Origin of the sequence: Rathayibacter sp. Leaf248 (genome assembly GCF_920939495.1) — a bacterium.
GTDB classification, from domain to species: domain Bacteria; phylum Actinomycetota; class Actinomycetes; order Actinomycetales; family Microbacteriaceae; genus Rathayibacter; species Rathayibacter caricis.
In genome coordinates this window covers 1,774,257-1,799,514 of the sequence record NZ_CAKLAV010000001.1, presented here as the reverse complement: position 1 = coordinate 1,799,514, position 25,258 = coordinate 1,774,257, and the positions used below count along the sequence as shown (strand labels likewise).

The window sequence follows — 25,258 nt, the reverse complement described above, 5'->3', positions numbered from 1 at the left end:
GAGCTGATGAATCGGAGGAGCCTCCCGTGCTCGACGTCCGCCGCCTGGTCCTGCTGCGCGAGGTCGCCGTCCGCGGCACTCTCGCGGCCGCCGCCGAGGCCCTCGCCTACAGTCCGTCCGCCGTCTCGCAGCAGCTGAGCGTGCTCGAGCGCGAGACCGGCGTGGAGCTCCTGCGCAAGGTCGGGAGGCGGGTGCAGCTCACTCCGCAGGCCGAGATCCTCGTCGAGGCGGCGGGGGAGGTGCTCGCGCTGCTCGAGCGGGCGGAGGCGGCGCTCGCCGCGTCGGGGGAGTCGGTCACCGGACGCGTGCGCGTCGCGGTGTTCCAGTCGGCCGCCCTGGCGCTGATGCCTCGGGCGCTGCGCTTCGCGGCCGAGCGGTTCCCCGAGGTGCGGGTCGAGATGGTGCAGCGAGAACCTGAGGGGGCCCTGCACGAGACGTGGGCGCGCGAGTTCGACCTCGTGGTCGCCGAGCAGTACCCCGGCCACTCGACGTCCTGGCTGCCGGGTCTGGTGCGGGCCGACCTCACGAGCGACGCGATCCGGCTCGCGGTGCGCCGCGACTCCGCCGTGCTGCGCCTCGCCGACGCCCGCGACGAGGCCTGGGTGATGGAGCCGCGCGGCACCGCGAGCCGCCACTTCGCCGAGCAGCTGTGCCGGGTCGCCTTCTTCGAGCCCGACGTGCGCTTCGAGACGGCCGACCTGCAGGCGCAGATCCGCCTCGCCGCCTCCGGCAACGCGGTCGCGCTGATGCCCGACCTGGTGTGGGCGGGCGGGGAGCCGGACTGCCGCCTGCTCGAGCTGCCGGGCGCGCCCCGGCGCACGATCTTCACGGCGCAGCGCGAGGCGGGGCTGGCATCGCCGGCGGTCCGGGTGTTCCGGGAGTGCCTGGAGGAGGCGGCGCGTGCGTACGCGTGACGGGGGCTGCTCCTCCCCATCCGCTCGATCCGAGCTCTCTCCACCGATCTCGGAGGACCGGACGCGCGGAGCACCGGTCGCTGCTTCACTGCGGAGATGACATCGGACGGAGAGACCCCGGCGCACGAGGCGCTGCTCGGTGAGGTGCGCGACCGCGGCGACCGGGCGGCCGAACTGGCGCGCGCGGCGTCCCCGATCCTGCTCGCCTCCGCGGAGGAGCTGTACGCGGGGTACCGGACGGCGATGGCGCAGCCGGAGTCCTTCGCCCGTGGGCTCGCCGATCCCGGCTCCGGCGACCTCGCTGCGAGATCCGTCCGGGCCGAACTCGCCGTCGCCCTCGGGATATCCGAGCGGGCGGTCGCGCGGGAGCTCGATCACGCGGCGATCCTGATCGAGGATCTCCCGCTCACCCGGGCGGCGCTCGCAGCGGCCCGGATGCGCTGGGAGGCGGGCCAGATCGTCTGCGCGATCGCAGCGACTCTGCCCGTCGGGTCCCGCCCCGCCTTCGACGAGCAGGCCGCCGACCTGGCCGTGGCGATCACCCCGACTCAGCTGCGGCGCGCGCTCGCCCGCCTGCGCGAGGAACTCCACCCGGAGCCACTGACCAAGCGTCACGCTCGAGCGCGCGAGGACCGGGCCGTGTGGATCGCCCCGGAGGCCGACGGCATGGCGATGCTGTGCGCTCATCTGCCCGCCACAGCCGCGCTGGGGATGTACAGCCGGCTCGACCGCATCGCCCGGACGCTGCGCGACGGCGCCGATCCCGACGGGGCCCCCGGCGACCAGCGGACCCTCGCGCAGCTGCGAGCCGACGCCCTCACCGACCTCGTCTGCGACGGAGATCTCGTCGGAACGATCCCCCGCACCGACCTCGAGAGCAGGGAGGCGGCCTACGTGCCGGGGATCCGCGCTCACGTGCGCCTCACCCTCACGGCGAGCACCGCGCTCGGCCTCGACGACGCGCCGGTCGAACTCGACGGCTACGGCCCCGTGCCCGCCGACTCCGCTCGGGCGCTGCTCGTCTCGACACTCACGCGCGTGGTGACCGAGCCGGACACCGGCGTGGTGCTCTCGGTCGGGCGCACGCACCGGCTTCCGCCCGAGCGGATGCGGCTCTTCGTGCAGCTGCGCGATGAGACCTGCCGGTTCCCCGGCTGCACTCGGCCCGCCTCGTCGGCCGAGGCCGATCACACCGTCGAATGGCGCTTCGGCGGCGAGACAGGGCCGCACAACCTCGCCTCGCTCTGCACCGCGCATCACCACGTCCGCCACGGTGATCGCTGGACGTATGTCCTCCATCCCGACGGCACCACCGACTGGACCACTCCGACCGGCCGCCGCGTCATCACCCGACCGCCGGGGCTGCGGCCGACGCCGGACGCCCCGCGCGTTCCGTCGGACGATTCTGCCGGCGCCGGCCAGGACCCGCCGGCTCTCTGACCGGTTCGGAACGAGGGAGAGGCCGCTCTGCGTGCCGCCGCCCGACGGCTGCAGGCGCCGGTGGCTCGAGACAATTCTGCTGACGGGTCTCGCGCCCGAGGCTCACGCCGGCGCGTGCACCAGCTCCGAGATCCGGCGCTTGTACTCGTTGAACTCCGGAGCCGTCACGTCGCGCTCCTCCGGCAGGTCGATCGGCACGATCTCGCTGATGTGGCCCGGCACCCCGTGCGAGGCGCCGCCCGTCATCACGACCACCCGGTCGGCGAGGTACACCGCCTCCTCGATCGAGTGCGTGACGAAGAGCACGGTCGTGCGCGTCTCGCGGTGGATGCGCTTGAGCTCGATCTGCAGATCGGAGCGGGTCAGCGCGTCCAGCGCCCCGAACGGCTCGTCCATCAGCAGCACCGACGGCTCGTTCGCGAGCACCCGGGCGATCGCGACGCGCTGTTGCATGCCTCCGGAGAGCTCGCCCGGGTACCGGTCGGCGAAGCGGGTGAGCCGAACCGCCTCGATGAAGCGGTCGGTCACCTCCGTCACGGCCGCCTTCGGCAGCTTCTTGCGACGCGGTCCGTACGCCACGTTCTCGCGCACGCTCAACCACGGGAAGAGGCCGTAGTCCTGGAACACGACGCCGCGGTCGGGTCCGGGCGCCGACACCGGGGTGCCGCCGACCTCGACCACCCCCTCGGTCGCCTCCTCGAACCCGGCGAGGATCCGCAGCAGCGTGGACTTGCCGCAGCCGCTCGCTCCGACCACGGCCACGAACTCGCCGGAGGGGATGTCCAGCGTCACGTCGGCCATGGCCAGCACGCCGCCGCCCGCGGTCTCGTAGCGCTTGACGAGGTCGAGCACGTGGACGTCCGCGGTGCGGACTGTGGGGGTCGCGACGGTCATCGGACGCTCCTGTTCAGAGGTGACGCGGTCATGAGATCAGCGGCCGGCGGCCGAACAGCAGGCGGAACACCAGCAGCAGCAGCCGGTCCGAGGCGAAGCCGGCGATCGCGATGCAGATCATCCCGACCACGATCAGGTCGGTCCGGACCACGTCGCGGGCGAGGAAGATCGTCGAGCCCAGCCCGGTGCTCACGCCCGTGGTCTCGCTCAGCACGAGCACGACCCACGCCAGCCCGAGCCCCACCCGCATGCCGTTGACGATCGCGGCGGCCGAGGCGGGCAGCACGACCCGCGCGAGCACGCCCGCGGTGCCGGTGCCCAGCATCCGCGCCGCCTCGATCAGCCGGGGCGGCACCTGGCGGGCGCCGCTGATGGTGCCCAGCACGATCGGGAAGAACGCCGACAGGGTGATCAGGAAGATCGACGCCTGGTCGCCGTAGCCGATGAGGAGAGCCACGAGCGGCACCCACGCGGTCGCGGGGACCGGGCGGAACAGGTTGATGAACGGGTCGAACAGCGAGTTCACGACGTAGTAGCGGCCCATCAGCACGCCCAGCGGCACTGCGAGGACCGTCGCCAGCGCGAAGCCGCCGAACACGCGTCCGGCGCTCGCACCCAGGTCGGTCCAGAGCAGCCCGCTGAACGCGTCGTTCCGCAGGCCCGCGAACGCGTAGTCGATCAGCGAGACCAGGACGTCGCCCGGGTAGGGGAGGAACGCCATCCGGATGCCGAACGGCAGCTCCCACTCGCCGGCGCGCCCGAACTGCCAGAGCAGGACGAAAAGGATCGGGACGGGCAGGCCGAGCAGGAACGTGGTCCAGCCGGATCGCCCGGGTCGGCGTCGCCGTTTCGCGGTCGCGAGCCGCTCGGTGGCGGTCGAGGGCTCGAGGGTCGTGGTCATCGCCGGGCCGATCAGGAGGTGGGCGCGAACGTCGTGTCGACGACGTCCTCGATCGCCGGCGCCTCGTCGATGAAGCCGAGCTGCTGCATCTGGCCGGCGAGCGCCTCGAGCTGGCCCTGGTACTCCTCGGTCAGGTCGGAGCGGAGCCAGAAGTTCTCGAGCGCCGACTCGAGCACGTCCTGGTCGCCGCCGAACTCGGCGATCATCTCGGGCAGCCACTCGTCGACGTTGTCGGCCATGTACTCGGTGGTCGCGGCGTGCGTGTCGACGACCTTCTGCACGACCTCCGGCTGCTCCTCGATCATCGCGCCGGTCGTGACGAGGCCGATGTTCACGCGGCCGATCGGAGTCGCGTACGGGTCGGCGATCTCGGTCGCGCCGGCCGCCTCCGCGATCGAGACCCCGATCTCGACGCCGAAGAACGCGTCGATCGAGCCGCTCGTGTACGCCGAGGCCATCTCAGGCACGGGGATCGTGGTCAGCTCGAGGTCGGAGTCGGTGAGGCCCGCCTCCTCGAGGTAGTAGCGGAGGGCGACCTCCTGGGCGCTGCCCTGGATGTAGCCGACCTTCTTGCCGGCGAGGTCCTCCACGGAGGAGATGCCCTCGCCGCCGAGGAAGCCCGAGCCGCCGTCGGCCGCCGAGGCGACGATCTTCAGGTCGCGATCCTGGGCGACGGAGGAGATGGTGGGGGTGACTCCGGAGATCGCGAAGTCGATCGTGCCGGCGACGAGCGCGTCCGACAGGGCGGGAGTGGTGTCGAGGGTGATCACCTCGAACTCCACGCCCTCCTCGGCGAACTGCTCGTAGAGGAACGGCTGGTAGAAGTGCGGCTGCCCGCGCAGCGTGCCGACCGTCACGGTGACGCTCTCGGCGTCGCCGCCCGATCCCGCGTCGGCGTCGCTCGCGCCGGAGCAGGCGACGAGCGAGAGGGTGGCGGCGAGGGCGCTGCCGAGGGCGAGGGCGCGGACGGCGGTGCGGGTGCGGGAGGTGGTCGGGCGCATGGTCGGGCTCCGTGAGGGTGGGGGATGGCTGCGGCCCGCCGTGCTGTCGGCGGGGCGGCCGGGTCGACTCCTACTCAACCGTGCGCAGATGCTGGGGGGTTTCTGAGGGGTTTCGGACGTGTAAAACCCGCGCCTGTTCACCCGCGCGGCCCCGGCCCGTCATCCTCCGTCCCTTCTTCGTGCGCCCGTCGGCGCGCTACGGTCACCGCATGGCGACTGTGCGACGGCGCGAAGCGGTGGCTCTGCCCGTCGCCGCGCTCGCGTTCGCGGCCGCCGCGGCCCTGTCCTTCGGCCTCGGCGACGCGCTCGAGACGGTCTCGGACGAGGCGTTCGCCCTGTCCTGGATCCTCGGTTGGGCGCTGCTCGTGTGGTCCGGACTGCTCGGGATCCTCGCCGTCGCGCTGCTCGCCACGCGTCGGCCGCTCTCCCGGGCCGGGCTGGGCGTCTGCGTCGCCGCTGTCGCGCTGATCGCGGTCGTGGTGGCGACGCATCCGCTCGTCGGCTCGGGGTCGGGCGCCGGCTGAGCCTCCGCCCCGGTCGAGCACCGAGAGTCAGACGCCCCAGTTCACGAACGGCGCGCGGAGGCCCGAGACGGTGATCTCGTCGTCGGCGAGCACCCCGACGGAGTTCGTCAGCTCGGTGCCGTCCAGGACTCCGACCGGCGTCCGGTCGAAGTCGAAGATGCCGAGGGAGTCGCCCTGCACGGCCTCGGGGTGCTCGTCGCGCACCTCGACGGCGGCGTCGCCCACCGCCACTCCGCTCAGCGTGCTGATCGCGACGTTGCCGACCGCGGGGGCGTTCACCGCGAGCAGGAAGTCGGGCTCGGGGTACTGGGACTCGGGCCCGCCCGCGTCGTAGACCTCGGTGTCCTTGAAGTCGAAGCCCGGCCAGCTCGAGTTGCGGGTCCGGTAGCCCTCGTAGGGGACGTCGTCGGACTCCGTGGGGGCGCTGCCGAACGCCTCGGTGAGGGCGGCCACCGCGCCCGTGCCGTCGCGGTACTCCCACGTGCCGAGCTCTGTGCCGGAGTCGTCGACCAGGGAGAAGGAGGTCGGACCGACGAGGAGGCTCGTGGCGTCGGCGGCGGTGGGAGCGGCGGTGGGAGTCGCCGTGGGGGTCGGCGTCGCCGGGTCGCTCGAGGGCGTGATGGTCGCCTCGGGCGCCGAGGTCGGGGCTCCGGCGGACGCGGTCGGCTCGGCCGCCGGATCGGCGGGAGTGCAGCCGGAGAGTGCGGCGAGGGCGGTGAGAGCGGCGACTCCGAGGAGCGTGCGGGAACGGACGTGCATGGTGGAGGACCCCCGGAGAGCGGACGACGAGCGGACGACGGAGGCGCTGATCGTCCCCCTCCGCTCAGTGTCGGGCCGAGCCGGTCCGCACACGCCCGGGCGCGGATAACGATCCGGTCGGTCCGCGAGGAGCCGCCGTCCACCCCTGTCGCTCCCGGCGCTCACCCGGTGGACTGACGACGTCCCGCGCACCGTGCGGGCACCGCGAGGAAGAAGGACCGCATGACCACCTGGCTCATCACCGGCTGCTCCACCGGGCTCGGACGCGCGCTCGCGCAGGCCGTCCTGGCTCATGGCGACGACGTCGTGGTGACCGCGCGCGACGTCGACTCCGTCCGCGACATCGTCGAGCCGTACCCGGAGACCGCGCTCGCCGTCGCCCTCGACGTCACCGACGAGACGCAGGTCGCCGCCGCGGTGCGCGCCGCCGAGGAGCGGTTCGGCCGGGTCGACGTGCTGGTCAACAACGCGGGCTACGGCTACCGCGCCGCCGTCGAGGAGGGCGAGGAGGAGGCCGTGCAGCGTCTGTTCGACACGCAGCTCTTCGGGTCCGTCCGCACGATCAAGGCGGTGCTGCCCGGGATGCGCTCGCGCCGCTCCGGCACCATCGTGAACCTCTCGTCGATCGGCGCGCGGATCTCGCCGGAGGGGTCCGGCTACTACGCCGCGGTGAAGGCCGCGATCGAGGCGCTGACGCTGTCGCTCCGCAAGGAGGTCGCTCCGCTGGGGATCCGCGCGTTCTCGGTCGAGCCCGGAGGGTTCCGCACCGACTTCGCGGGGCGCTCGCTCACGCAGTCGGCCGAGCCGATCGCCGACTACGCCGAGACGGCGGGGCGCCGGCGCAAGGAGGTCGACACGGCGCACGGCACGCAGGCCGGCGACCCGGAGCGGGCGGCGGCCGCGCTGATCCGCGTCGTCGAGTCGGGATCGACCCCGTCGCTCCTCCTGCTCGGGAACGACGCGCAGGACGCGTTCCGCGCCGCGCTCGACGCGTTGCGGACGGACGCCGACGAGTGGGAGGAGCTCGGCCGGAGCACCGACTTCGACTGACGCGGCGACCCTCAGCCCGCCGCCTGAGCGAAGGGTATTACCAGCAGCGTCGACGTGGCCGTCGACCCTACGCCGGGTCGGCCGGGTCTAGGCGGAATCCCGCCGGACGAACTCCGTGGCGAGCTGCACGTGGGCCGGCTGCTCGCCGTCGATCTCGGCGAGCAGCAGCCGGGTCATCTCGCGGGCGATCCGCTCGAACGGCTGGCGCATCGTGGTGATGGCGGGGGAGGCGGCGCTCGCCGCGGGGCTGTCGTCGAAGCCGCCCACGGCGACGTCCTCGGGCACGCGGCGGCCCGCGGCGACGAGCGTCGAGATCGCGCCGGCGGCCATCCGGTCGTTCGCGGCGAACACGGCGTCGACGCGGGGGGAGGAGTCGAGCAGCCGGGCCATCGCCTCGGCGCCGCTGCGCTCGGACCAGTCCCCGAACTCCACGGGGGCGGGCTGCGCGGCGACGTCGCCGAGAGCGTCGCGGAACCCGTCGACCCGGAGCGAGGCCCCCAGCCGGTCGTCCGGCCCGGCGATCATCGCGACGGAGCGCCGACCCAGGCTCAGCAGGTGCTCGGTCATGCGGCGCGCACCCTCGCGGTCGTCGGCAGCGACCCAGCCGGCGTCGCCGCCGCGCCGCTCCGGAGTGCCGCAGCAGACGACGGGCAGGCCCGCCGCGCGGAGCTCGTCGAGGAGGGTGAGGTCGCGGCTCCACGACACGAGCATCACGCCGTCGACCTGACCGGTGCCGAGGAAGTCGAGGGCGTGCTGCCGGGTGGCGGTGTCCGCGGCGAGGAGGAGGACCATCGCGTGGCCCTGCTCCGCCAGCGCCTTCGAGACGTGCGTGAGCAGGACGGCCACGTTGGGGTCGGCGAACAGGTGCTCGACGTCCTCCCCGAGTACGAACGCGATCGCCCCGCCGCGCTGCAGGCGCAGGCCCCGCGCGTGGGCGTTGGCGCGGTACCCGGTGCGGCGGACGGCCGCGTCCACGGCGTGCTGCGCCTCGGGGCTGACCCACCTGCCGCCGTTCAGCGCCCGCGAGACGGTGCCGCGCGAGACGCCCGCCGCCCGGGCGACGTCGTCGATGGTGGGGCGGCGCCGGGGCTCGCCGGGGGAGGACATGGGCCCAGTGTAGGCGGGCGACTGGAAACGATCACAGGACGAGACGCCGAGCTATGTCTTGCGGTCACTCACGGCAACGAATTCCCGGCTGGGAGCGATTACAGCTAGCCTGTCCGCGCGGCGCACCTCACCGGTCGCCGCCGCCCGATCCGAAGGAGCCTCCTCGATGCCCGGAACCGCCGACGCGCCCTCCGACCGCGCCGTGACCGCCACCGTCCGGCACACCCCCTGGGAGCACGAGCGGCGCGAGCCGCCGATGAGCACCGTCGGGGACCCCCACTCGCGCTACCGCCTGACCGACCGGTACGTCCTCCGCGACGGCGTGCCCTTCGTCCCCGTCTCGGGCGAGTTCCACCTCACCCGCGTCCCGCGGGAGCGGTGGGAGGAGCGGCTGCGGTTGATGCGCGCCGGCGGAGTGAGCGTCGTCTCGTTCTACGTCATCTGGATCCACCACGAGCCCGCGCGGGGCGAGCGCCGCTTCGACGGCGACCGCGACGTCGCCGCGTTCGTCGACCTCTGCGCCGAGGTCGGGCTCGACGTGATCCTGCGGATCGGCCCGTGGGCGCACGGCGAGGTCCGCAACGGCGGCTTCCCCGACTGGGTGCAGGAGGCGCCCGTGCGGCACCGCACCGACGATCCCGAGTACCTGGCGCTCGTCGAGCCCTGGTACGCCGCGATCGGCGAGCAGCTCGCCTCGCGCTGCGGACCCGACAGCCCGGTCGTCGCGATCCAGCTCGAGAACGAGCTCTACGACCAGCCCGAGCACCTGCGCACCCTCAAACGGATGGCGCGCGCGGCCGGCCTCTCGGCTCCGATCTGGACCGCGACCGGCTGGGGTGGAGCCGACCTGCCCACCGACGCGGTGCTGCCGGTCTTCGGCGGCTACCCCGACGGCTTCTGGCTCGATCACGACCAGCCGTGGGACGACACGTTCCGCGAGCACTTCCTCTTCTCGCACGTCTGGGACGACCCGGGCATCGGCGCGGACCTGCGTCAGGGCGTCGCCCTCGAGGCTCCGCGCACCCCGTCCGAGCTGTACCCGGCCGCGACCTGCGAGCTCGGCGGCGGCATGGCGCTCGCCTACCAGCGCCGGCCGCGCGTCGAGGCGCTCGACGTCGCCGCGGTGGCGCACGACAAGATCGGCAACGGCTCGGCCTGGCAGGGCTACTACATGTTCGCCGGCGGCCGGAACCCCGGCCCCGACCTGCAGGAGTCGCAGGCGACCGGCTACCCGAACGACATGGCGGTCTACGACTACGACTTCCGCGCGCCGGTCGGAGCGACGGGCCGCACCGCCGCGAGCTTCGGGCTCCTGCGCCGCCAGCACGCGTTCCTCTCCGCCTTCGGCGCGACGCTCGCCGAGATGCCCTCGAGCCTCCCCGAGGTCCGTCCCGACGGGGTGCGCGACTCCACGACGCTCCGCTGGGCGCTGCGCAGCGACGGCACGAGCGGAGTGGTCCTCGTCACCTGGCACCAGCCGTACGAGCCCCTCGAGGAGCACCCGGGCGTGCGGTTCGAGGTGGTCCTCGACGAGCGGACGGTCGTGTTCCCGGACGAGCCGCTGCGGATCCCCGTGGGCACCATCGCGCACTGGCCGGTCGGGCTCGTGATCGCGGGCGTGGAGGTGGAGTGGGCGACCGCGTCGCTGTTCACGGTGCTGGGCGGCGAGCGGCCGACCCTGGTGCTGATCGCGGAGGAGGGGATCCCTCCGCGACTCCGCTTCGCGGACGGCACGGCGCTCGTGGTCGACGGCGCCGCGGTCGACGGCCCGCTCGTCCGTCTCGACGGCACGGAGCCCGTGCTGGTCACCGCCGCCGGAGCGCTCGACGTGCTCGTGCTGCCCGCCGCGGTCGGGGCGGACGCGTGGGCGCTCGAGGGCGACTCCGGCGTACGGCTCGTGCTCAGCGCCGAGCCGGTGTGGACGGACGCCGATGGGCGGCTCGTCTCGGACGGCGCCGCGGTGCGCCCCGCCCCGCGCGAGTACCGCGACGGCGCGTTCGAGGAGCTGCCCGGCTCGATCGCGGCGCCCGCGGGGGCCGACTCGGTGCGCCCGGTCGAGGTGCGCGAGCTGCGCGCCGCTGGATCGCCCCCCGACTCCTTCGGCAGCCTCGACGGCCGGGCCGCGGCTCCCCGCGACGCCGAGTTCGCCGCCCACGCCTCGGCGCACCGGCTGCTGCTGCCGCCCGCGTCGGGGCGCGCCGTCCGCCGCGAGCTCGAGATCGACTGGGCGGGGGACGTCGCGCGCGTGCTGGTCGACGGCGTCCTGCGCGCCGACCGCTTCTGGAACGCCGACGGCTGGGTGCTCGACCTCGACGACCTGGGCGTCGGAGCCGACTCGGCGGTCGTGGTCGAGATCCTGCCGCTCCCGCGCACGGCCGAGGTCGGCCTGCCCGCCGACGCCCAGGCGCTGCGCGCCGCCGTCGACGGCGACCTGCACGAGCTCGGCGCCGTCCGTGTCGTCGACGTGTACCGCTGGACCCAGGCCTGAGCGGCGCTACCTGAAGGTGGGCCTCGGTGTGCGGTCTGCGGGTCGCGGGACGGCCCGCACAGTCGGCCCGCGTGCTGATCGAGTAGGCCGCGGGAGCGGCCGTATCGAGATCCGCGGCTCCTGAAGGAAGGGTCGGCGTGCCGATCCTTTCGGGGTGGCGGGTCTCGATACGCCCCGGCGGGGCTACTCGACCAGCAAGGTCGAGCGGGCCCCACTTCTCCCGGGCGCCGCCCGACGCCGCCTCACGCCGCCAGGAAGCGGTCCGCCGTCCGCAGCGACAGCGCCATCGTCGCCAGCGCCGGGTTGGCGATCAGTGCGCTCGGGAACACCGAGTTGTCGCAGATCCAGAGGTTCGGCACGTCGAAGCTGCGCCCGTCGGCGTCGACGACCGCGTCGTCGCGGTCCTCGCCCATCCGGCAGGTGCCGAGGGTGTGCGCGGTGCGGGCGAGCACCCTCGTGCTCGTCGCTCCGGCGGCCTCGACGATCGCGGTCAGGGTGCGGATCGCGTGCCGGTCGATCGCGTCCTCGTTGGAGCCCGGGGAGAACGAGATCACAGCCTTGGGCACTCCCTGCTCGTCGAGCTCGTCGGTCAGCTCGAGGCGGTTGCCGTCCGAGGGCAGGCACTCGGCGTTGATGCCGACCCCGGCCAGGAAGCGGTAGCCGTCGAGCGCGTCCATCAGCTCGCGGCCCCACAGTCCGCCGCCGCGCACGAGCGTCGTGGCGAGGGTCAGCGGCATCACGCCGAGGCTCTGGATGAGGTACCCGCCCGCGAAGTCGGCGTCGGCCGGCCGCACGGTGTCCTCCGAGATGACGGAGGAGGGGTAGCCGCGGTAGCTGCGCATCTCGCTCTCGAAGGTGCCCCAGACCTGCGTCGCGCCGTGCGCGAGGAAGTTGCGGCCGACCTGGCCGCTGCTGTTCGCGACTCCGGTGTGCAGGAGCAGCCGCGGCGTCTCGACGCCGCCCGCGCAGAGGAACAGGGCGGAGCAGCGCTGCCGCCGCTCGACGCCCTCGGACGTGTAGAGGACCGCGCTCACGCGACCGGCCGCGTCCAGCTCGATCCCGTGCACGAACGACTCCGCGCGGATCTCGGCTCCCGCGCGGACGGCCGCGGGGAGATAGGTCGTGTCCATGCTCGCCTTGGCACCGGTGCGGCAGCCCTGGTGGCACTGCCCGCAGTTGATGCAGGCGGGCCGCTCGCCGTGGTCCGGCTGGTGGCGGCTCGCGCTGAGCACCGCGGCGGGGGCGTCGACGGCCCGCATCCCGAGCGCGGCGCAGCCGCGCAGCATCATGTCGGCCGAGGCGTTGCGGTCGACGGGGCCCTGCAGGTAGCGGCGCGAGGGGTCCCACGGGTACTCGGCCGGCCCCGAGACTCCGATGAACGCCTCCACGGTCTCGATGTAGGAGGTCAGCTCCGCGTGCGCGATCGGCCAGTCGCGGCCGAGCCCCGACTCGGCGCGCAGGCGCAGGTCGCGCGGGTCTGGCCGCGGGGTGAACGCGCCCCAGTGCAGCGTCGATCCGCCCACTCCGCGGCCGCTGTTGTTCGGGCCGAAGGCGGTGGGGGCGTCGCCGCCGCTCAGTCGCTCCTGCATCCAGTTGATCTCGGTCGCGACGGTCTCGTCGGACGTGTGGCTCCGGGCGTCGAAGTGCGGGCCGGCCTCGAGTGCGACGACCCGCAGGCCGCGGGCCGCGAGCGAGGCCAGCAGCGGCGCTCCTCCCGCGCCGGTGCCGACGACGACGGCGTCGACCGTCTCGTCGAGGTCGTAGCGGCGCATGGTGGCGGTGTTCATCGCGGGCTCCTCGCCGTGGGCTCCCAGTCCTCGCGCTGATCCGCTCCGAGCGAGCGGAATCCGGCGAGGGGGAGGGTGTCGCCGCCGGACGCGTAGCCGTCGTAGCCGACGCGGGCCATGCTCGCCGGGTGGGCGAGCCACTGGCGCACGAGGTCGACGCGGCAGTCCTCGAACCAGGCGGTCAGCTGCTCCGGAGTCAGGGCGCCGGTGGCAGCGGAGCCGTCGGCCACCGCGGTCAGCCGGTCGTCCTGCTCCACAGGCGTCAGCGCCGCGAATCCGTCGAGGGAGTCCAGGCCCAGGCCGTACGCGATCGGATCGGCGGGCAGCGCGGCGTTCCGCCAGCCGTCGCCCTGCCCGTCGGCGAGCTGAGCGTCGACGCGGGCCGCGAGATCGATCCTGCCGTCGTCCTGCGGCACGACGCGGTCGGCGATCGCGCGCAGCGTCGCGAGCCGGGTCGGAGTGAGGACCCGGGGCGCGTAGTGCGGGTCGTCGGCGAGCAGCCGCTCGGCCAGCAGGGCCCGCACGCGGGTGGTGGTGCGGGCGGAGGCGATGGCGCGCGAGGCGTTCACGGGCACGGCGGGTCCGATGCCCGCCCGCTCGACCCAGAACGAGCGGATCGCGGTGGCGGCGCCCGTCGCGTCATCGAGCCGCAGCGTCGGGATCCGCCCGGCGACCTCGCCCGCTGGGCCGCCGATCAGCACGAGCCCGGCGAGGCCGAAGAGCCCCGAGCGCCCCGCGAGCGTGCGCGAGGCGACGAGTGCGGCGACCTCGCCTCCGCGGCCCTCTCCGGCGATCAGCCAGCGGGTCGAGCCGTGGAAGGCGATGGCCCGCACGATGTCCTGCGCCGCGGAGTCAGGATCGCCCGTCTCGAGCGGCACGACGTCGAGCACGTCCTCGAGCTCCGCAGCGAGGCCGCCGGCGACCGCCGATCCCTGCTCCCGCACGACGAAGAGGGCGGGACGCGCGAGGTCGCTCGACGGCATGGGGCTCCAGGTGAGCGGGCGTGCCAGGGGCACGGAAGCGGAGGGGGGCCGGCGCGCGGCGCGCTGCCGGACTTCCATGCGACCACAGCACCGCCGCCCGTGTTGCCCCTTGCGGCCGACCGTCACTCGTGCGAAGCGCGGAAGCCGTCCCGCCTTCTGAGCGCCGTCGGTCCGCGAGCCCGCGTCGGACGGCGCGGCCTTCGGCCCGATGCCCGAGCGGAGACTGCGCTGATCAGGAGAGGGGGCCGCCGATGTTCTGCAGAGCGAGACGCTCGACGACGGTCAGCAGGATCAAGGTCAGTGCGCCGAGGTACACGAGCAGGCAGAGCGAGTTGAGGGCGATGCCGATCGCCGCGGTCCGGCGCGCGCTCTCCCTCGGTCGGACCACGGAAGCCTGCCCGAGGAGGCGTGGCGGCGGGGTGCGTGGCGCGAAACGCCGTCACCGAGCCGCCCGGCGACTCCCTCGGTCACTGTCGATCCCTAAAGTCGAGTGGTCGTCATGTTCGTGAGGAGTCATGTGGATCTGCTCGTCCTGCTCGTCGCCGTCGGTCTCGCGCTCGTCGCAGCCCTCCGGTTCCGCCGGTCCGGCCGCCCGGTGCTCAGGAGCTTCGGTCTCGCGGTCGATCGCCGCACGCCGATGCACGTCGTGGTCGGGATCGCAGTGTCCTTCTCCGCGGTCGCCGTCGTGTTCCTCGTCGAGCGAGCGCTCGGAGTCATCGACGTCCGGGCCGTGGAGCCGTCCCTGCCGGAGCTGGGGATGTGGACGGCTGTCATCGGTGCGATGGCGCTGATGGAGGAGCTGATGTTCCGAGTCCTGCTCCTGACCGGCGTGCTGGAGGTCGTGCGCAGCCTGCCGGCGGGCCGGTGGATCGGAGTCGGCGCGACCTCGATCGTCTTCGGACTCCTGCACCTCGGCAACCCCGATGCCACGATCGTCGGCGCCCTCGGAACGGCCCTCGGCGGGGCGCTCTGGAGCATCGCCTTCGTGGTCACCCGATCGCTCTGGCTACCGCTGGCCCTGCACGCGTCGTGGAACCTGAGCCTGGCCGTCTGGGGCCTCCCGATCAGCGGGATCTCCGTCGTGCCCGGCCGTTTCAGCACCCGACCGACCGATGGCGGCGTCCTCTCGGGCGGATCGTACGGGCCGGAGGCCGGGCTGGTCGGGATGCTCGCGCTGCTCCTGGTCGCGGCCGCGGTCCTCGCCTACGCCCGGCGGATCTGGCCGTCGGGCCTTCTCAGCACGCTGACGTTCGCGCCGGATCCGGGGTCCTGACCGGGTCGTCCGCGGACGGGAGGCGGACGGGTCCGCCCAGCGGTTACTTCTCGGGATCGATGTGCCACCCGGGGCGGATGACCTCGCGGCCGGTCGGGGCTCCACGCCGAGCGCGGCTGAGCGGAGGGTCGGGGCCCCGCAGCGCTCACGCCTGCTCGAAGCCGTCCAGCGCCTCCGCCTCCGCGATCCGCAGGCGCATCTGCCGGTAGCGGTGGAACTGGTAGACGCCGTGCAGCACGGCGAGCAGGAGGGCGGCGGCGATCCCGGCCGCGATCGCGCGCGGCTCGTCCCCGCCTCCGACGGCGAGCGCCAGCGCCACTCCTGCGCCGGCGACGATCGAGTTCACGACTCCGATCGCCGACGACATGGTGAAGAAGATGCCGCGCCAGCTGCGCCTGCGGCCGATCTCGAGCAGCTCGTTCGGGGCGTGGGGACCGCGCGGCATCGTGAAGTAGCTGCCGGCGCCCGGCAGCAGGGTGCCGTAGTAGCGGCGGATGCGCTGGATCGCCGTGAGCGCGGCGATGTCCTCCATCGAGGTCTGGACGAGCCGCTCGTAGGTGAAGACGCCCAGCAGGACGACGACCGGGATGATCACCGCCAGGAACCCGAGCGCGTACGGGGTGGGCGCGAGGAACCCGAACGCCACGAGCGAGCTCGACAGCATCGTCAGGTAGAGGGACGCCCTGCTGCTCGACTCGGTGACGGTGATGCCCCTGGCCGACTCCAGGACGAAGTGCTCGGTGACCAGCGCGCTGAGGAACGCGGCGGACCGGTCGGGGAGCGACGCGGCCGACGCGGCGGCCTCGGGCAGCGGATCCGACGGCGGCTCGTCGACGCGATCACCGGCATCGCGGTTCACGACGTCTCCTGCAGGTGGCGGTGGGCGAAGGTCACGGCCATGGCGCCCTCGCCGACCGCGGAGGCGACGCGCTTGACGGAGCTGCGCCGCCCGTAGAGGCGCACCTGCGGGAGCCCGGAGTCGAGCGCCGGCCGACCTGGAGCGGCTGCCGTCACGAGGCCCGCCGCCGCTCGTGGCCGCCGCGGAACCGCATCAGCTTCAGGCACAGGTGCAGCGCGCTGCGCGCGAGCCCGTCGTCGAGCGCGGCCCGGACGGTCGGCGGCAGGTTGTCCAGCCGGTAGTAGAGCGTGGTGCGGTGGATGTGCAGGATCGCGCACGCCTCCTTCGCGCTGCCGCGCACGTCGAGGTAGGCCTCGACGGTCTGCCGCTGGAGGTCGTCGCCGTTCTCGAGCAGCGTCGCCGCCGCGGGCGACAGCATCGCGAGCTGGGAGCTGTCGGCGGCGACGGAGGACAGGAGCACCCAGGCTCCGAGGTCCGCGATGTCCCCGCGGTCGCGACCGTCGGGCAGTGAGCCGACGATGCTCGCCGCGAGGGCGGCGTGGTCGGCGGTCGGACGGAGATCGTCGTCCTCCCGCCGGTGGCGCGCCGAGCCGATGGCGAGGACCCGCGCGCCGCAGCGGTGGGCCTCGGCGCGGACCAGGGCGTCCGTCGCGTCGGGGTCGGATCCCGGCGCCTCCGTGCTGACGAACAGCAGCATCCCCTGCTCGTCGCCCAGGAGCACCGGGCCGGCGGCGGGGGACGCGTCGAGGCGACGGGCGAGCGATGCCCTCCGCGGTGCGCTGTCCAGCAGCACGGCGCGCACGACCGTGCTCGGGTCGCGTCGCAGCCGGTGGCGCTCGACGGCCTCGGCGAACGACGCCCGGCGCCGGCCTGCGTCGGGCGCCAGCAGATCCGCGAGCAGCTCGGCGCGCCCGGGGGCCGTCGAGCTCAGGAGGCGGCGGTCCTCGATCGCGATCGGCCGGCCGGGTGCTCCGGCGAGCTCGTCGACCACGTCCTGGAGGGTCATCGGCGGAGATCCGGAGGAGGGGTCATGCGGCGATCCTCGTGGACGCTCCCGTCCGCGAGCGTGACCCTCGCAGGGCCCCCTTCGCTCCCGTGCCGCTTCCCTGACCCTCCGACAGCCACGCTCGGGCACGGAGCCGACGGTTACCGTGAGGCCCGTGGACGACGACGGGCCGGAGGCGCCGCGGGACCGGGCGCTGCCGGCCCCGTGGACGGAGCAGCCCGCGGTGCTGCTCGACCGGCACCTCCGGGTGCTGTCCGCGACTCCTCTCGCGTGCTCTCTCCCCCCACTTCGTCGAGGGGTCCGATCTCGCCCGGTCCACCTTCCTCGAGGCGCCCGACCTGCAGGACCTGCCCTGCTGGCGGGATGCGGCGGAGCAGGTGACCGCGCTGCTGAGCGCCTCGCTCGACCGGCACGACGGCGATCGGGAGTTCCGGAGCATCGTGGGGGAGCTCTCCGTCAGCAGCCCCGCCTTCGCTGCGGCCTGGGCCCGGGACGCCCCGGTGCGGGGGAGCGGGTCGGTCCGCTTCCTCGGCACCGCCGTCGGCACCGTCCCGCTGGACTACCGCCTGCTGCGTCTCCCGCGCGACGACGAGCGCACGCTGCTCCTGTTCGAGCCCGCCGACGCCGCGGCCCGGCGCGTGCTCGAGAGTCTCGCCGTCACCGTCCGGGAACCGCCGCGTTCGGCGTGACGTGCGCCTCCGCCTGCCGAGCAGCGGGCCGGAGCGACGCGAAGTGGTCGACCGCCGCGGCGGCGGGCGACCCCGGTCGGGCGAGGTACGTCACGATGAAGCGGCCCGGTGCCACGGCCGATTCGAACGTCTGCATGTCGAAGTCGAGCCAGCCGAACGGGTCGACGTCGATCCGGAGCGCCCGCTGCGTGATCGGCCGGACCTCGTACTCGGCCCAGACCGACCGGAAGAGCCGGTACCGGACGGAGCACTCGCCGACGATCTCCCGCAGGCGCGGGTCGTCGGGATCGCTGTAGAACCGCAGGGCCGCGATCAGCTCGCGGAAGATGCTGTCCCACACCTGCAGCTGGTCCGGCGGGATGCCGTCCTCGCGAGCGCTCGCGTACCCCTCCGCGACCGAGAGGAGCAGGTTCGCCCCCGGCACTCCCTTCTCCGGGGCGATGCACCGCAGGAGGTCGTTCGTCGCCAGGACGTCGAGGTTCCGGTCGAACGCGAACGCCGGCGTCATCGGCCAGTGGTCCAGCAGCGCCTCCATCGACGGCGCAGGGCTCGAGGCGGCGCCCAGCGGAGGGAGCGGCCTGGCGACCCGGAACAGGTAGGCGCGCTCGAACCCGTCGAGGTCGAGCGCCTCGGCGAGAGCGCTGAGCACCTGGTCGGAGGGAGTGATGTCGTGGCCCTGCTCCACGCGGAGGTAGTAGTCGCGGCTGATCCTGGCGCGATCGGCGACCTCCTCCCGGCGCAGACCCGGGACCCTCCGCCGGGTTCCGGCGGTCGTCAGCCCGATCCGCTCCGGTCGCAGCGCCGCCCGCCTGGCTCGGAGGAAGTCGGCGAGGGGGGTGCGGCTGCTCATCGTCTGACTCCGTCGGAGGATCCGCCGGAACGAGCGGCGGTCGGCTGGGGGCGATCCGATCTCCAGTATGGCTCCCTCGGGCCGATTCGTGAGAGCGCTCCCACTGTTCGAACGAGGATCGTGCCCGGCGGACGACTCCCGCCCGTCATCACTCCGTCGCGGTGGCGCCCCCGGCCCGACTCGGGGAGGAGGCCCTGCTGGGGAAGTAGTGCCGTTCGAGTGGCTGCCCCTGCACATGGGCCAGCGCTGCAGCGCGGATCTCGCGGTCGCGGCCGGTGAGGCGCTGCGTCTCCTGCCGCTGGAACTCGCCCCACGACGGCACCAGGAACGTCTCGAGCTGCACGTCGGCCTCCTCGCCGCTGCGGTAGAGCGCCCACCTCGAGGCGCCGGTCCGTCGCCGGGAGCTCTCCACCCGGCTCATCGCGGTGCGGAACGCGGCGACGGAGTCGGAGTCGACCCGGTAGGAGACCGTCACCAGCACCGGCCCGTCGGCGGGCTGCGGCTCGAACACCAGCGTGGGGGTGGGCCACGACATCGAGATGCTGCGATCGACGGTCCCCGTCCCCGGCAGGAGGGGGAGCGCCCGCACACTGGCCGCCACGACGAGCAGCAGGGCGGCCGACACCGTGTAGGCGATCGGGGTGCCGAGCGCCTGCGCCGCCAGACCCCAGCCGGTCGAGCCGACGGCCATCGCTCCCATGAAGACGAAGATGTAGATCGACGCCCCGCGGGACCGCACCCACTGGGGCAGGGTGAGCTGGAGCGCCGCGTTCAGCACGGTGAGCGTGCCGATCCAGGCCAGTCCCGCGAGCACGAGCAGGACCAGCGTCGGCGCGAACGGGAGGAACGCCGCCGCGAGGGACCCCGCCGCGAAGAGCACCGCGCTCGCCGTGATGACGGTGTTGTCCGAGAGCCGGCGCCGAGCGAGCGGCAGAGCGAAGACGCCGAGCACGGCGCCGGCGCCGAGAGCACCCAGGAGGAGGCCGTACCCGCTCGAGTCGAGGTCGAGGCGCTTCGCGGTGAGGGGCAGGAGTGCCCAGAGCGCACTGGCCGGCAGGGCGAAGAGGGCGGACCGGAGCAGGATGCGGCGCACGAGGTGCGCCGAGGCGACGTACCGGATCCCCGCCTTCAGCGCCGCGCCGAACTGCTCGCGATCGTCGAGGCCCGTCTGGGCGGGCCGCTTCCACCAGAGCAGGGCGATCACGGCGAGCACGAAGCTCAGCGCATTGAGGCCGAAGACGACGGGGGCTCCGAACACCGACAGGACGACTCCGGCCAGTGCGGGGCCGACCGCTCGAGCGCCGTTCACCGTCACTCCTCCCAGGGCGGACGACGCGGCGATCAGGTCGCGGGGCACGAGCTCCGGCTGGATCGCCTGCCAGGCGGGCGACGTCAGGGTGGAGGTGATGCCGAGCAGGAAGGTGAAGGCCAGGATCGTCCACGGCGACAGAGCGCCGACGGCCGCCACGACGGTCAGGGCGGCCGCCAGCAGCGCGCTGGCCGACGTCCCCCAGATCAGCAGCCGTCGCCGGTCGAGGGAGTCGGCCAGGACGCCCGCCGGCAGGGCGACGAGGAGCGAGGGCGCCAGGCTCGCCGTCTGCACGAGAGCGATGACCACCGCGCCCGCGGCGGCCTCGACCAGGAACCACTGGGCGCCGACGGTCTGCATCCACGTGCCGATGTTGCTGCCCAGCTGGGCGAACCACAGCACCCGGAACGCGGTGATCGCCAGGGGCGCCCAGGCCGACGGCTGCGCCGGGGGAGACGAGGAGTGCGGAGTCATGCTCGGACACTACGAAGCCCGGGCGGTTCCGCGCATCGGGGAGTCCGAAGGACTCGACAGATGACGAAGGCGATCGGATCGACGCGGAGCCGTCGGAACGCGATCCGGAGGCAGGGCGGCGCCCGGGGGGTTCCGCCGGTTCTCGGCGTCCTCCGACAGGCCTGCGCCGGTGCGCCCCGACCGACCGGGACGCACCTGCGGCCACAGGCGCCGCTCCCGCTACGCCCGGATGAACGCGAGCAGGTCGGGGTTGATGACGTCGGCGTGGACCGTCAGCATGCCGTGCGGGTAGCCCTCGTAGATCTTGAGAGTCGAGTTCTGCAGCAGCTCGTGCTGCTTCAGCGCGGCGTCCTCGTAGGGCACGACCTGGTCGTCGTCGCCCTGCATCACGAGGACCGGGACGGTGATGGCCTTGAGGTCCTCGGTCTGGTCGGTCTCGGAGAACGCGGCGATGCCCTCGTAGTGCGCCAGCGCTGAACCCGTCATGCCCTGGCGCCACCAGTTGGCGATCACCGGCTCCGAGACGGTCGCGCCGGGTCGGTTGAAGCCGTAGAACGGGCCGGAGGCGACGGCCTGGAAGAACTCGGCCCGGTTGGCGGCCAGGGCCTCGCGGAAGCCGTCGAAGACCGACATCGGCGTCCCGTCGGGATTCGCTTCCGTCTGCACCATGAGCGGCGGGACCGCCGAGACGAGGACCGCCTTCGCCACGCGTCCCTGCGGCTCGCCGTACTTCGCGACGTAGCGGGCGACCTGGCCGCCGCCGGTCGAGTGGCCGATGTGGATCGCGTTCCGCAGGTCGAGGTGCTCGACGACCGCGTTCACGTCGCTCGCGTAGTGGTCCATGTCGTGGCCGGTGCCGACCTGGGTCGACCGCCCGTGCCCGCGGCGGTCGCTCGCGACGACGCGGTAGCCGTGCGCGTGGAAGAACAGCATCTGCGCGTCCCAGTCGTCCGAGGACAGCGGCCAGCCGTGATGGAACACGATCGGCTGCGCGTCCGCGGGCCCCCAGTCCTTGTAGTAGATCTCCACGCCATCGTCCGTGGTCGTGAACGGCATGATTCAACCTCCGTGGTCAGGTCGACGCCGAGCCCGGCCCGGGTCGAGTTCAGGGTCGTCCCGCCTCGTGAGTGGGGGAGTGGGTCCACGCTAACGGCGGGTCCGCGGTCCGGGTCGATGTTCCTACTTTTGTCCAGACCCTCCTCCCGGCGGCGCGCGCGGCCGCCCGCCGGGCTCAGCGCGTGCGCAGCGCCTCGAGCAGTGCCGCCGGCGTCTCCGGGTCGCGCAGGCTGATCGCGAACTCGCGCTCGCGGGTGGTCCGCACCACGAGACCCGGGCCCGCGTTCAGGATGAGCGCCGAGCGGCCCGGCATCATCCGGTAGCCCCAGCCGCCCCACTCCGCCGGCCGCAGCTCGGCCGTGCCGACCGAGGCGATCGTCTCGAGCGGGATGCGCCGCAGCGGGATCCCGAGCACCCGCGACACCACGCGGAGCCCGCGGCGGTCGGCCGTGACGCGCAGTCGGGTGAAGCCGAGGACCACGATCGCGCTCGCGCCGAGGACCACGGCCATCGCGATCGCGGGGCCCGTCGAGCCCTCGGCCAGCAGCGTCGACACCGCGACGGCCGCGGCGAGCGCCAGGACGACTCCGACGACCGCGAAGACCCGGCCGGTGACGGTGTGCGACCAGGCGCCCGACTCGGAATCGCCGAGTGCCATCCGCTCGACGCGCGTGCTCGACTCCGAGCGGCTGCGCGGAGCGAGGGCCCCCGGCACCACCGCGTAGGCGAGGCCGCCGAGCAGCACGAGCAGCCAGGCGCCCAGCTGCGCGCCCTCGGCCGAGCCCGCCGCGAGCGTCGTGCCGAGGGACGTCGCCCAGGCCGAGGCGCCGAGGCCCGCGACCAGTCCGAGGCACGAGAGCAGCATCCGCGAGCCGTGACCGAGCAGCGCGGCGACGATCCCCGCCACCGCCGGGGCGCCGGAGAGGACGAGCGCCAGGGCCAGCAGCGCGCCGACCGGGGCGGTCTCGTCGGCGGCGCCCGTCGAGGACCAGTGCGAGGCGAGGACGGGCGGCACGTCGAGCACGACCCGCGAGACGAGCACGGCGATCGCGGGCAGCAGGAGGGAGGCGGCGGCCAGCAGGGAGCGGGTGCGGTCGGTCACGGGGTGGTCCTCTCGATCAGGCGGATGAGCTCGGCGGGGCCGATCCCGCTGCGGCGGGCCTCGGCGACGAGCTGGTCGACGAGCGCGGTCACGCGCACGAGGCCGGGGCCGGCGGACTCCGCGATCCAGGCGCCCCGGCCGCGGCGCATCTGCAGGAGGCCGTCGTCGCGGAGCGCCGCGTAGGCGCGGAGCACGGTGTGCATGTTGATGTCGAGCGACTCGGCCAGCTCGCGGGCCGGAGGCAGGCGGTCGCCCGCCGAGAGCGCGCCCTCGGCGACGGCCGTGCGCACCTGCGACTCCAGCTGATCGGCCAGGGAGCGCGGCGAGGAGTGGTCGACGCGGAACAACATGTTCGCAATGTTAGTAGAACAAGTACCGCCGCCGCCAGGTCGCGACTCAGTGGGACAGCGCCAGCGACACCGCCAGCACGACCATCACGACCGCGACTCCCGCATCCAGCACCCGCCAGGCCGTCCGGCTCCGGAACAGCGGACGCAGCACCCGAGCCCCGAAGCCCAGCGCCGTGAACCACAGCACGCTGCCCACCGCCGCCCCGACCCCGAAGAACCAGCGCTCGTCGCCGTGCGTGTTCGCGACGGACCCCAGCAGCACCACCGTGTCGAGGTAGACGTGCGGATTCAGGAGCGTCAGCGCCAGGCAGGTCGTGATGGCCGTCCGCAGCGAGGTGGACGCGCCCGCCGGGTCGCCGTCGAGCGTGCCGGGGCGGAGCGCGCGCTTCGCGGCGAGGACCGCGTAGCCCAGCAGGAACGCGATGCCGCCCCAGCGGATCACGACCAGCAGCCACGGCGCCGACTCGAGCACCGCGCCGATGCCCGCGATGCCGAGCACGATCAGCGCCGCGTCGCAGAGCGCGCAGATCGCCACCACGGCGAGGACGTGCTCGCGGCGGAGGCCCTGCCGGAGCACGAAGGCGTTCTGAGCGCCGATGGCGATGATGAGCGAGAGGCCGAAGCCGAGGCCGGACACGGCGGCGAGGAGGGGGGACACACTCCGACGGTAGGGCGCCTGGAAGATGTAGACCAGCTCATGCTTCTTCAGTACCGTAAGCAGAACTGATGCTGACCGACGACCTCGACCTCTCCCGCCTGCGCGCGCTGGCTGCCGCCGTCCGGCACGGCTCCTTCGACGCGGCCGCCCGCGCCCTGCACGTGACCCCCTCGGCGCTCAGCCAGCGGATCAAGGCGCTCGAGACCGCGGCCGGGCGCGTGCTCCTCGTGCGCTCGCGCCCGGTCGTCGCCACCGAGGCCGGAGCCGAGCTCCTCCGGCTCGCCCGTCAGATCGAGCTGCTCGCCGAGGACGCCGTGCGCGCCCTGGGCGGCGACGAGGCGGAGGGAGCCGGCCCGGTGCCCCTCGCGCTCGCCGTCAACGCCGACTCGCTGGCCACCTGGGTCCTCCCGGCGCTCGCCGGCGTGCCCGGCGCCGTCTTCGAGCTGCACCGCGAGGATCAGGAGCACACGACCGCGTTCCTCCGCGACGGCACGGTGATCGCGGCGGTCACGGCCGAGTCGGAGGCGGTGCTCGGCTGCTCCGTCGCTCCGCTGGGCGTCATGCGCTACCGGGCGATGGCCGCCCCCGCGTTCGCCGAGCGCTGGTTCCCCTCGGGCGGGCTCGAGGGCCTCGCCGAGGCGCCCGTCGTCGTCTTCGACGAGAAGGACCGCCTGCAGGAGCGGTTCCTCGCCGCCCACGCGCCCGGAGCCGCTCCGCCCCGGCACCGCGTGCCCGGCTCGACCGACTTCGAAGCGGCCGTGCGGCTCGGCCTGGGGTGGGGCATGCTGCCGGAGCTGCAGGCCCCGGTGGGCGATCCCGGCCTCGTCGCGCTGGGCGGCGACCCGGTCGACATCCCCCTCTACTGGCAGCAGTGGTCACTCCGGACGCCGAGCCTGGACGCCGTCGCCGCCGCGATCGCCGAGGCCGCCCGCGCGAGCCTGCGCTGAGCGCGGGTCAGACCGCGAACACGTCGCGCAGCGTCACCGTCTCGAGCGAGCGCGCGACGAGGAGGTCGACCAGCTGCGCGTAGACCTGCGTGACGGGATCGAAGTTCGCGTGCCCGATCACGATGCGCTGCGGCTGGAACCACTCGTCCGCGAAGGCCAGCACCTGGTCCGTCGTGATGCGGCCGGAGTCGGACAGCGAGCCGTACCAGAGGGTGGTCGCCGTGTAGCCGATCCCCGCGGCGGCTGCCCGGCTCGCGGCGTCGGTGTAGCCGAACGGCGGCCGGTAGAACGGTGCGGCCTCGACTCCGTAGGTCGAGCGGATGAACTCGCCGTTCCGGCCGAGCTCCTCCTGCACCCCGTCGGAGCCCAGGCTCGTGAGGTCGACGTGCGACCAGGTGTGGTTCGCGAGCTGCACCTGGCCCGAGGCGACGAGCGGAGCGAGCGCCGGCGCGCACACGGTCCACGAGTCGTACTGACCGTTGAGGAAGAAGGTGAGGCGCGTTCCGGTGTCCTTCGCGAACTGCGCATAGGCGGCGACGACCTCGGTGTCGGCGCCGTCGTCGACCGTCCACGCCATCGCGTTCCCGACGCCGGCCGGCAGCTCGGTGATGATCCCCTCGGGCAGCGGCACCCGGGCGCGCACCGGCACGGGCGTCGCGGTCGCGGTCGGAACCGGGCGCGGCGGGGGAGTCGGAGTCGGAGTGGCCGCCACCGGCACCGCCGTCAGCGGCGCGGGTCCCGGGTCGGCGGTGCAGCCGCTCAGCCCCACCGCGGCCGACGCGATGCCCAGCAGCAGCGCGCGGCGCCTCAGCGATTCCATGGTCCCCCCTCGACGGC

Annotated in this window: 25 protein-coding genes and 1 pseudogene; 8 read left to right on the top strand and 18 right to left on the bottom strand. The window is 73.8% G+C overall.

The genetic code is table 11. The annotated features are described in order from the left end of the window. The first annotated feature begins 26 nt into the window (after nucleotides 1-26). Nucleotides 27-914, top strand: a complete 888-nt coding sequence (locus LRG51_RS08865) for a LysR substrate-binding domain-containing protein (RefSeq protein WP_230672264.1) — start codon at nucleotides 27-29, stop codon at nucleotides 912-914. Nucleotides 915-1,010: 96 nt separating this feature from the next. Next, nucleotides 1,011-2,354, top strand: a complete 1,344-nt coding sequence (locus LRG51_RS08860) for an HNH endonuclease signature motif containing protein (protein ID WP_230672262.1) — start codon at nucleotides 1,011-1,013, stop codon at nucleotides 2,352-2,354. A 102-nt stretch (nucleotides 2,355-2,456) separates the two neighbouring features. On the opposite strand, the gene LRG51_RS08855 is transcribed toward LRG51_RS08860, so the two are convergent. From LRG51_RS08855 to LRG51_RS08845, 3 genes are read right to left on the bottom strand one after another with little or no spacing between them, the layout of a single operon-like run. Then, nucleotides 2,457-3,248 (bottom strand): ABC transporter ATP-binding protein, encoded by a 792-nt coding sequence (locus LRG51_RS08855; RefSeq protein WP_055786104.1) that lies wholly within the window; start codon nucleotides 3,246-3,248, stop codon nucleotides 2,457-2,459. A gap of 28 nt (nucleotides 3,249-3,276) precedes the next feature. Further along, nucleotides 3,277-4,149: an ABC transporter permease gene (locus LRG51_RS08850; protein WP_055786107.1), complete on the bottom strand. Its 873-nt coding sequence runs from the start codon at nucleotides 4,147-4,149 to the stop codon at nucleotides 3,277-3,279. 11 nt (nucleotides 4,150-4,160) lie between these two features. Next, on the bottom strand, nucleotides 4,161-5,150 hold the full coding sequence (locus LRG51_RS08845; RefSeq protein WP_055786111.1) for an ABC transporter substrate-binding protein: 990 nt from the start codon (nucleotides 5,148-5,150) through the stop codon (nucleotides 4,161-4,163). A 209-nt stretch (nucleotides 5,151-5,359) separates the two neighbouring features. Between LRG51_RS08845 and LRG51_RS08840 the strand changes: the two genes are divergently transcribed. Further along, nucleotides 5,360-5,674 (top strand): hypothetical protein, encoded by a 315-nt coding sequence (locus tag LRG51_RS08840; RefSeq protein WP_157603029.1) that lies wholly within the window; start codon nucleotides 5,360-5,362, stop codon nucleotides 5,672-5,674. A gap of 27 nt (nucleotides 5,675-5,701) precedes the next feature. Here the strand turns inward: LRG51_RS08840 and LRG51_RS08835 are convergent, their stop codons facing one another. After that, nucleotides 5,702-6,433 carry a hypothetical protein gene (locus tag LRG51_RS08835; RefSeq protein ID WP_230672259.1) on the bottom strand — a complete coding sequence of 244 codons (732 nt, stop codon included), beginning with the start codon at nucleotides 6,431-6,433 and terminating at the stop codon, nucleotides 5,702-5,704. A gap of 222 nt (nucleotides 6,434-6,655) precedes the next feature. On the opposite strand from LRG51_RS08835, the gene LRG51_RS08830 reads away from it, so the two are divergent. Continuing rightward, nucleotides 6,656-7,483: an oxidoreductase gene (locus LRG51_RS08830; protein WP_055786122.1), complete on the top strand. Its 828-nt coding sequence runs from the start codon at nucleotides 6,656-6,658 to the stop codon at nucleotides 7,481-7,483. A gap of 87 nt (nucleotides 7,484-7,570) precedes the next feature. Here the strand turns inward: LRG51_RS08830 and LRG51_RS08825 are convergent, their stop codons facing one another. Beyond that, nucleotides 7,571-8,590: a LacI family DNA-binding transcriptional regulator gene (locus LRG51_RS08825; protein WP_230672256.1), complete on the bottom strand. Its 1,020-nt coding sequence runs from the start codon at nucleotides 8,588-8,590 to the stop codon at nucleotides 7,571-7,573. A gap of 166 nt (nucleotides 8,591-8,756) precedes the next feature. Here LRG51_RS08825 and LRG51_RS08820 point away from each other — a divergent pair, with 166 nt between their 5' ends. Then, nucleotides 8,757-11,078 (top strand): beta-galactosidase, encoded by a 2,322-nt coding sequence (locus tag LRG51_RS08820; RefSeq protein WP_230672253.1) that lies wholly within the window; start codon nucleotides 8,757-8,759, stop codon nucleotides 11,076-11,078. A gap of 242 nt (nucleotides 11,079-11,320) precedes the next feature. Here LRG51_RS08820 and LRG51_RS08815 read toward each other — a convergent pair whose 3' ends face one another. The 3 genes from LRG51_RS08815 to LRG51_RS08805 all read right to left on the bottom strand — a co-directional run bounded on the left by LRG51_RS08815 (nucleotide 11,321) and on the right by LRG51_RS08805 (nucleotide 14,236). Next, nucleotides 11,321-12,865 (bottom strand): GMC oxidoreductase, encoded by a 1,545-nt coding sequence (locus LRG51_RS08815; RefSeq protein ID WP_230672249.1) that lies wholly within the window; start codon nucleotides 12,863-12,865, stop codon nucleotides 11,321-11,323. Further along, nucleotides 12,862-13,881: a gluconate 2-dehydrogenase subunit 3 family protein gene (locus LRG51_RS08810; RefSeq protein WP_230672247.1), complete on the bottom strand. Its 1,020-nt coding sequence runs from the start codon at nucleotides 13,879-13,881 to the stop codon at nucleotides 12,862-12,864. The genes LRG51_RS08815 and LRG51_RS08810 overlap by 4 nt, the downstream gene beginning before the upstream one ends. A 199-nt stretch (nucleotides 13,882-14,080) precedes the next feature. Continuing rightward, nucleotides 14,081-14,236 (bottom strand): hypothetical protein, encoded by a 156-nt coding sequence (locus LRG51_RS08805; RefSeq protein WP_230672244.1) that lies wholly within the window; start codon nucleotides 14,234-14,236, stop codon nucleotides 14,081-14,083. Nucleotides 14,237-14,365: 129 nt separating this feature from the next. Between LRG51_RS08805 and LRG51_RS08800 the strand changes: the two genes are divergently transcribed. Further along, nucleotides 14,366-15,121, top strand: a complete 756-nt coding sequence (locus LRG51_RS08800) for a CPBP family intramembrane glutamic endopeptidase (RefSeq protein WP_230672241.1) — start codon at nucleotides 14,366-14,368, stop codon at nucleotides 15,119-15,121. Nucleotides 15,122-15,266: 145 nt separating this feature from the next. Here LRG51_RS08800 and LRG51_RS08795 read toward each other — a convergent pair whose 3' ends face one another. Genes LRG51_RS08795 through LRG51_RS08785 form a run of 3 tightly spaced genes read right to left on the bottom strand, consistent with a single transcriptional unit; the run spans nucleotide 15,267 to nucleotide 16,986 of the window. Beyond that, nucleotides 15,267-15,980, bottom strand: a complete 714-nt coding sequence (locus LRG51_RS08795) for a hypothetical protein (protein WP_230672239.1) — start codon at nucleotides 15,978-15,980, stop codon at nucleotides 15,267-15,269. Then, complete coding sequence (locus tag LRG51_RS08790; protein ID WP_230672236.1) at nucleotides 15,977-16,135, bottom strand: hypothetical protein; 159 nt, start codon at nucleotides 16,133-16,135, stop codon at nucleotides 15,977-15,979. Before LRG51_RS08790 ends, LRG51_RS08795 begins: the two co-directional genes overlap by 4 nt. Next, entirely contained in the window at nucleotides 16,132-16,986 is an 855-nt protein-coding gene (locus LRG51_RS08785) for a helix-turn-helix domain-containing protein (RefSeq protein WP_230672234.1), read from the bottom strand. Before LRG51_RS08785 ends, LRG51_RS08790 begins: the two co-directional genes overlap by 4 nt. A 281-nt stretch (nucleotides 16,987-17,267) precedes the next feature. Here LRG51_RS08785 and LRG51_RS08780 point away from each other — a divergent pair. Beyond that, a pseudogene (locus tag LRG51_RS08780) lies at nucleotides 17,268-17,675 on the top strand (MmyB family transcriptional regulator); the annotation flags it as partial. Here the strand turns inward: LRG51_RS08780 and LRG51_RS08775 are convergent. The 6 genes from LRG51_RS08775 to LRG51_RS08750 all read right to left on the bottom strand — a co-directional run bounded on the left by LRG51_RS08775 (nucleotide 17,644) and on the right by LRG51_RS08750 (nucleotide 23,474). Next, complete coding sequence (locus LRG51_RS08775) at nucleotides 17,644-18,525, bottom strand: helix-turn-helix transcriptional regulator (RefSeq protein WP_230672232.1); 882 nt, start codon at nucleotides 18,523-18,525, stop codon at nucleotides 17,644-17,646. The pseudogene LRG51_RS08780 and the gene LRG51_RS08775 overlap by 32 nt on opposite strands. A 148-nt stretch (nucleotides 18,526-18,673) precedes the next feature. Further along, nucleotides 18,674-20,308 carry an MFS transporter gene (locus LRG51_RS08770; protein WP_230672230.1) on the bottom strand — a complete coding sequence of 545 codons (1,635 nt, stop codon included), beginning with the start codon at nucleotides 20,306-20,308 and terminating at the stop codon, nucleotides 18,674-18,676. Between the two features lie 219 nt (nucleotides 20,309-20,527). Beyond that, the gene (locus LRG51_RS08765) at nucleotides 20,528-21,364 is read right to left on the bottom strand and encodes an alpha/beta fold hydrolase (RefSeq protein ID WP_230672229.1); all 837 of its coding nucleotides are present in this window, start codon (nucleotides 21,362-21,364) and stop codon (nucleotides 20,528-20,530) included. A gap of 175 nt (nucleotides 21,365-21,539) precedes the next feature. Next, nucleotides 21,540-22,466, bottom strand: a complete 927-nt coding sequence (locus LRG51_RS08760; protein ID WP_230672227.1) for a hypothetical protein — start codon at nucleotides 22,464-22,466, stop codon at nucleotides 21,540-21,542. Further along, nucleotides 22,463-22,816 (bottom strand): GntR family transcriptional regulator, encoded by a 354-nt coding sequence (locus LRG51_RS08755; RefSeq protein WP_055786142.1) that lies wholly within the window; start codon nucleotides 22,814-22,816, stop codon nucleotides 22,463-22,465. The genes LRG51_RS08760 and LRG51_RS08755 overlap by 4 nt, the downstream gene beginning before the upstream one ends. Before the next feature lie 46 nt (nucleotides 22,817-22,862). Next, the gene (locus LRG51_RS08750; RefSeq protein ID WP_230672225.1) at nucleotides 22,863-23,474 is read right to left on the bottom strand and encodes a LysE/ArgO family amino acid transporter; all 612 of its coding nucleotides are present in this window, start codon (nucleotides 23,472-23,474) and stop codon (nucleotides 22,863-22,865) included. A 68-nt stretch (nucleotides 23,475-23,542) separates the two neighbouring features. On the opposite strand from LRG51_RS08750, the gene LRG51_RS08745 reads away from it, so the two are divergent. Next, entirely contained in the window at nucleotides 23,543-24,421 is an 879-nt protein-coding gene (locus tag LRG51_RS08745) for a LysR family transcriptional regulator ArgP (RefSeq protein ID WP_230672223.1), read from the top strand. Nucleotides 24,422-24,428: 7 nt separating this feature from the next. Here the strand turns inward: LRG51_RS08745 and LRG51_RS08740 are convergent, their stop codons facing one another. Next, the gene (locus LRG51_RS08740; protein ID WP_230672221.1) at nucleotides 24,429-25,241 is read right to left on the bottom strand and encodes a polysaccharide deacetylase family protein; all 813 of its coding nucleotides are present in this window, start codon (nucleotides 25,239-25,241) and stop codon (nucleotides 24,429-24,431) included. Nucleotides 25,242-25,258 lie beyond the last annotated feature (17 nt).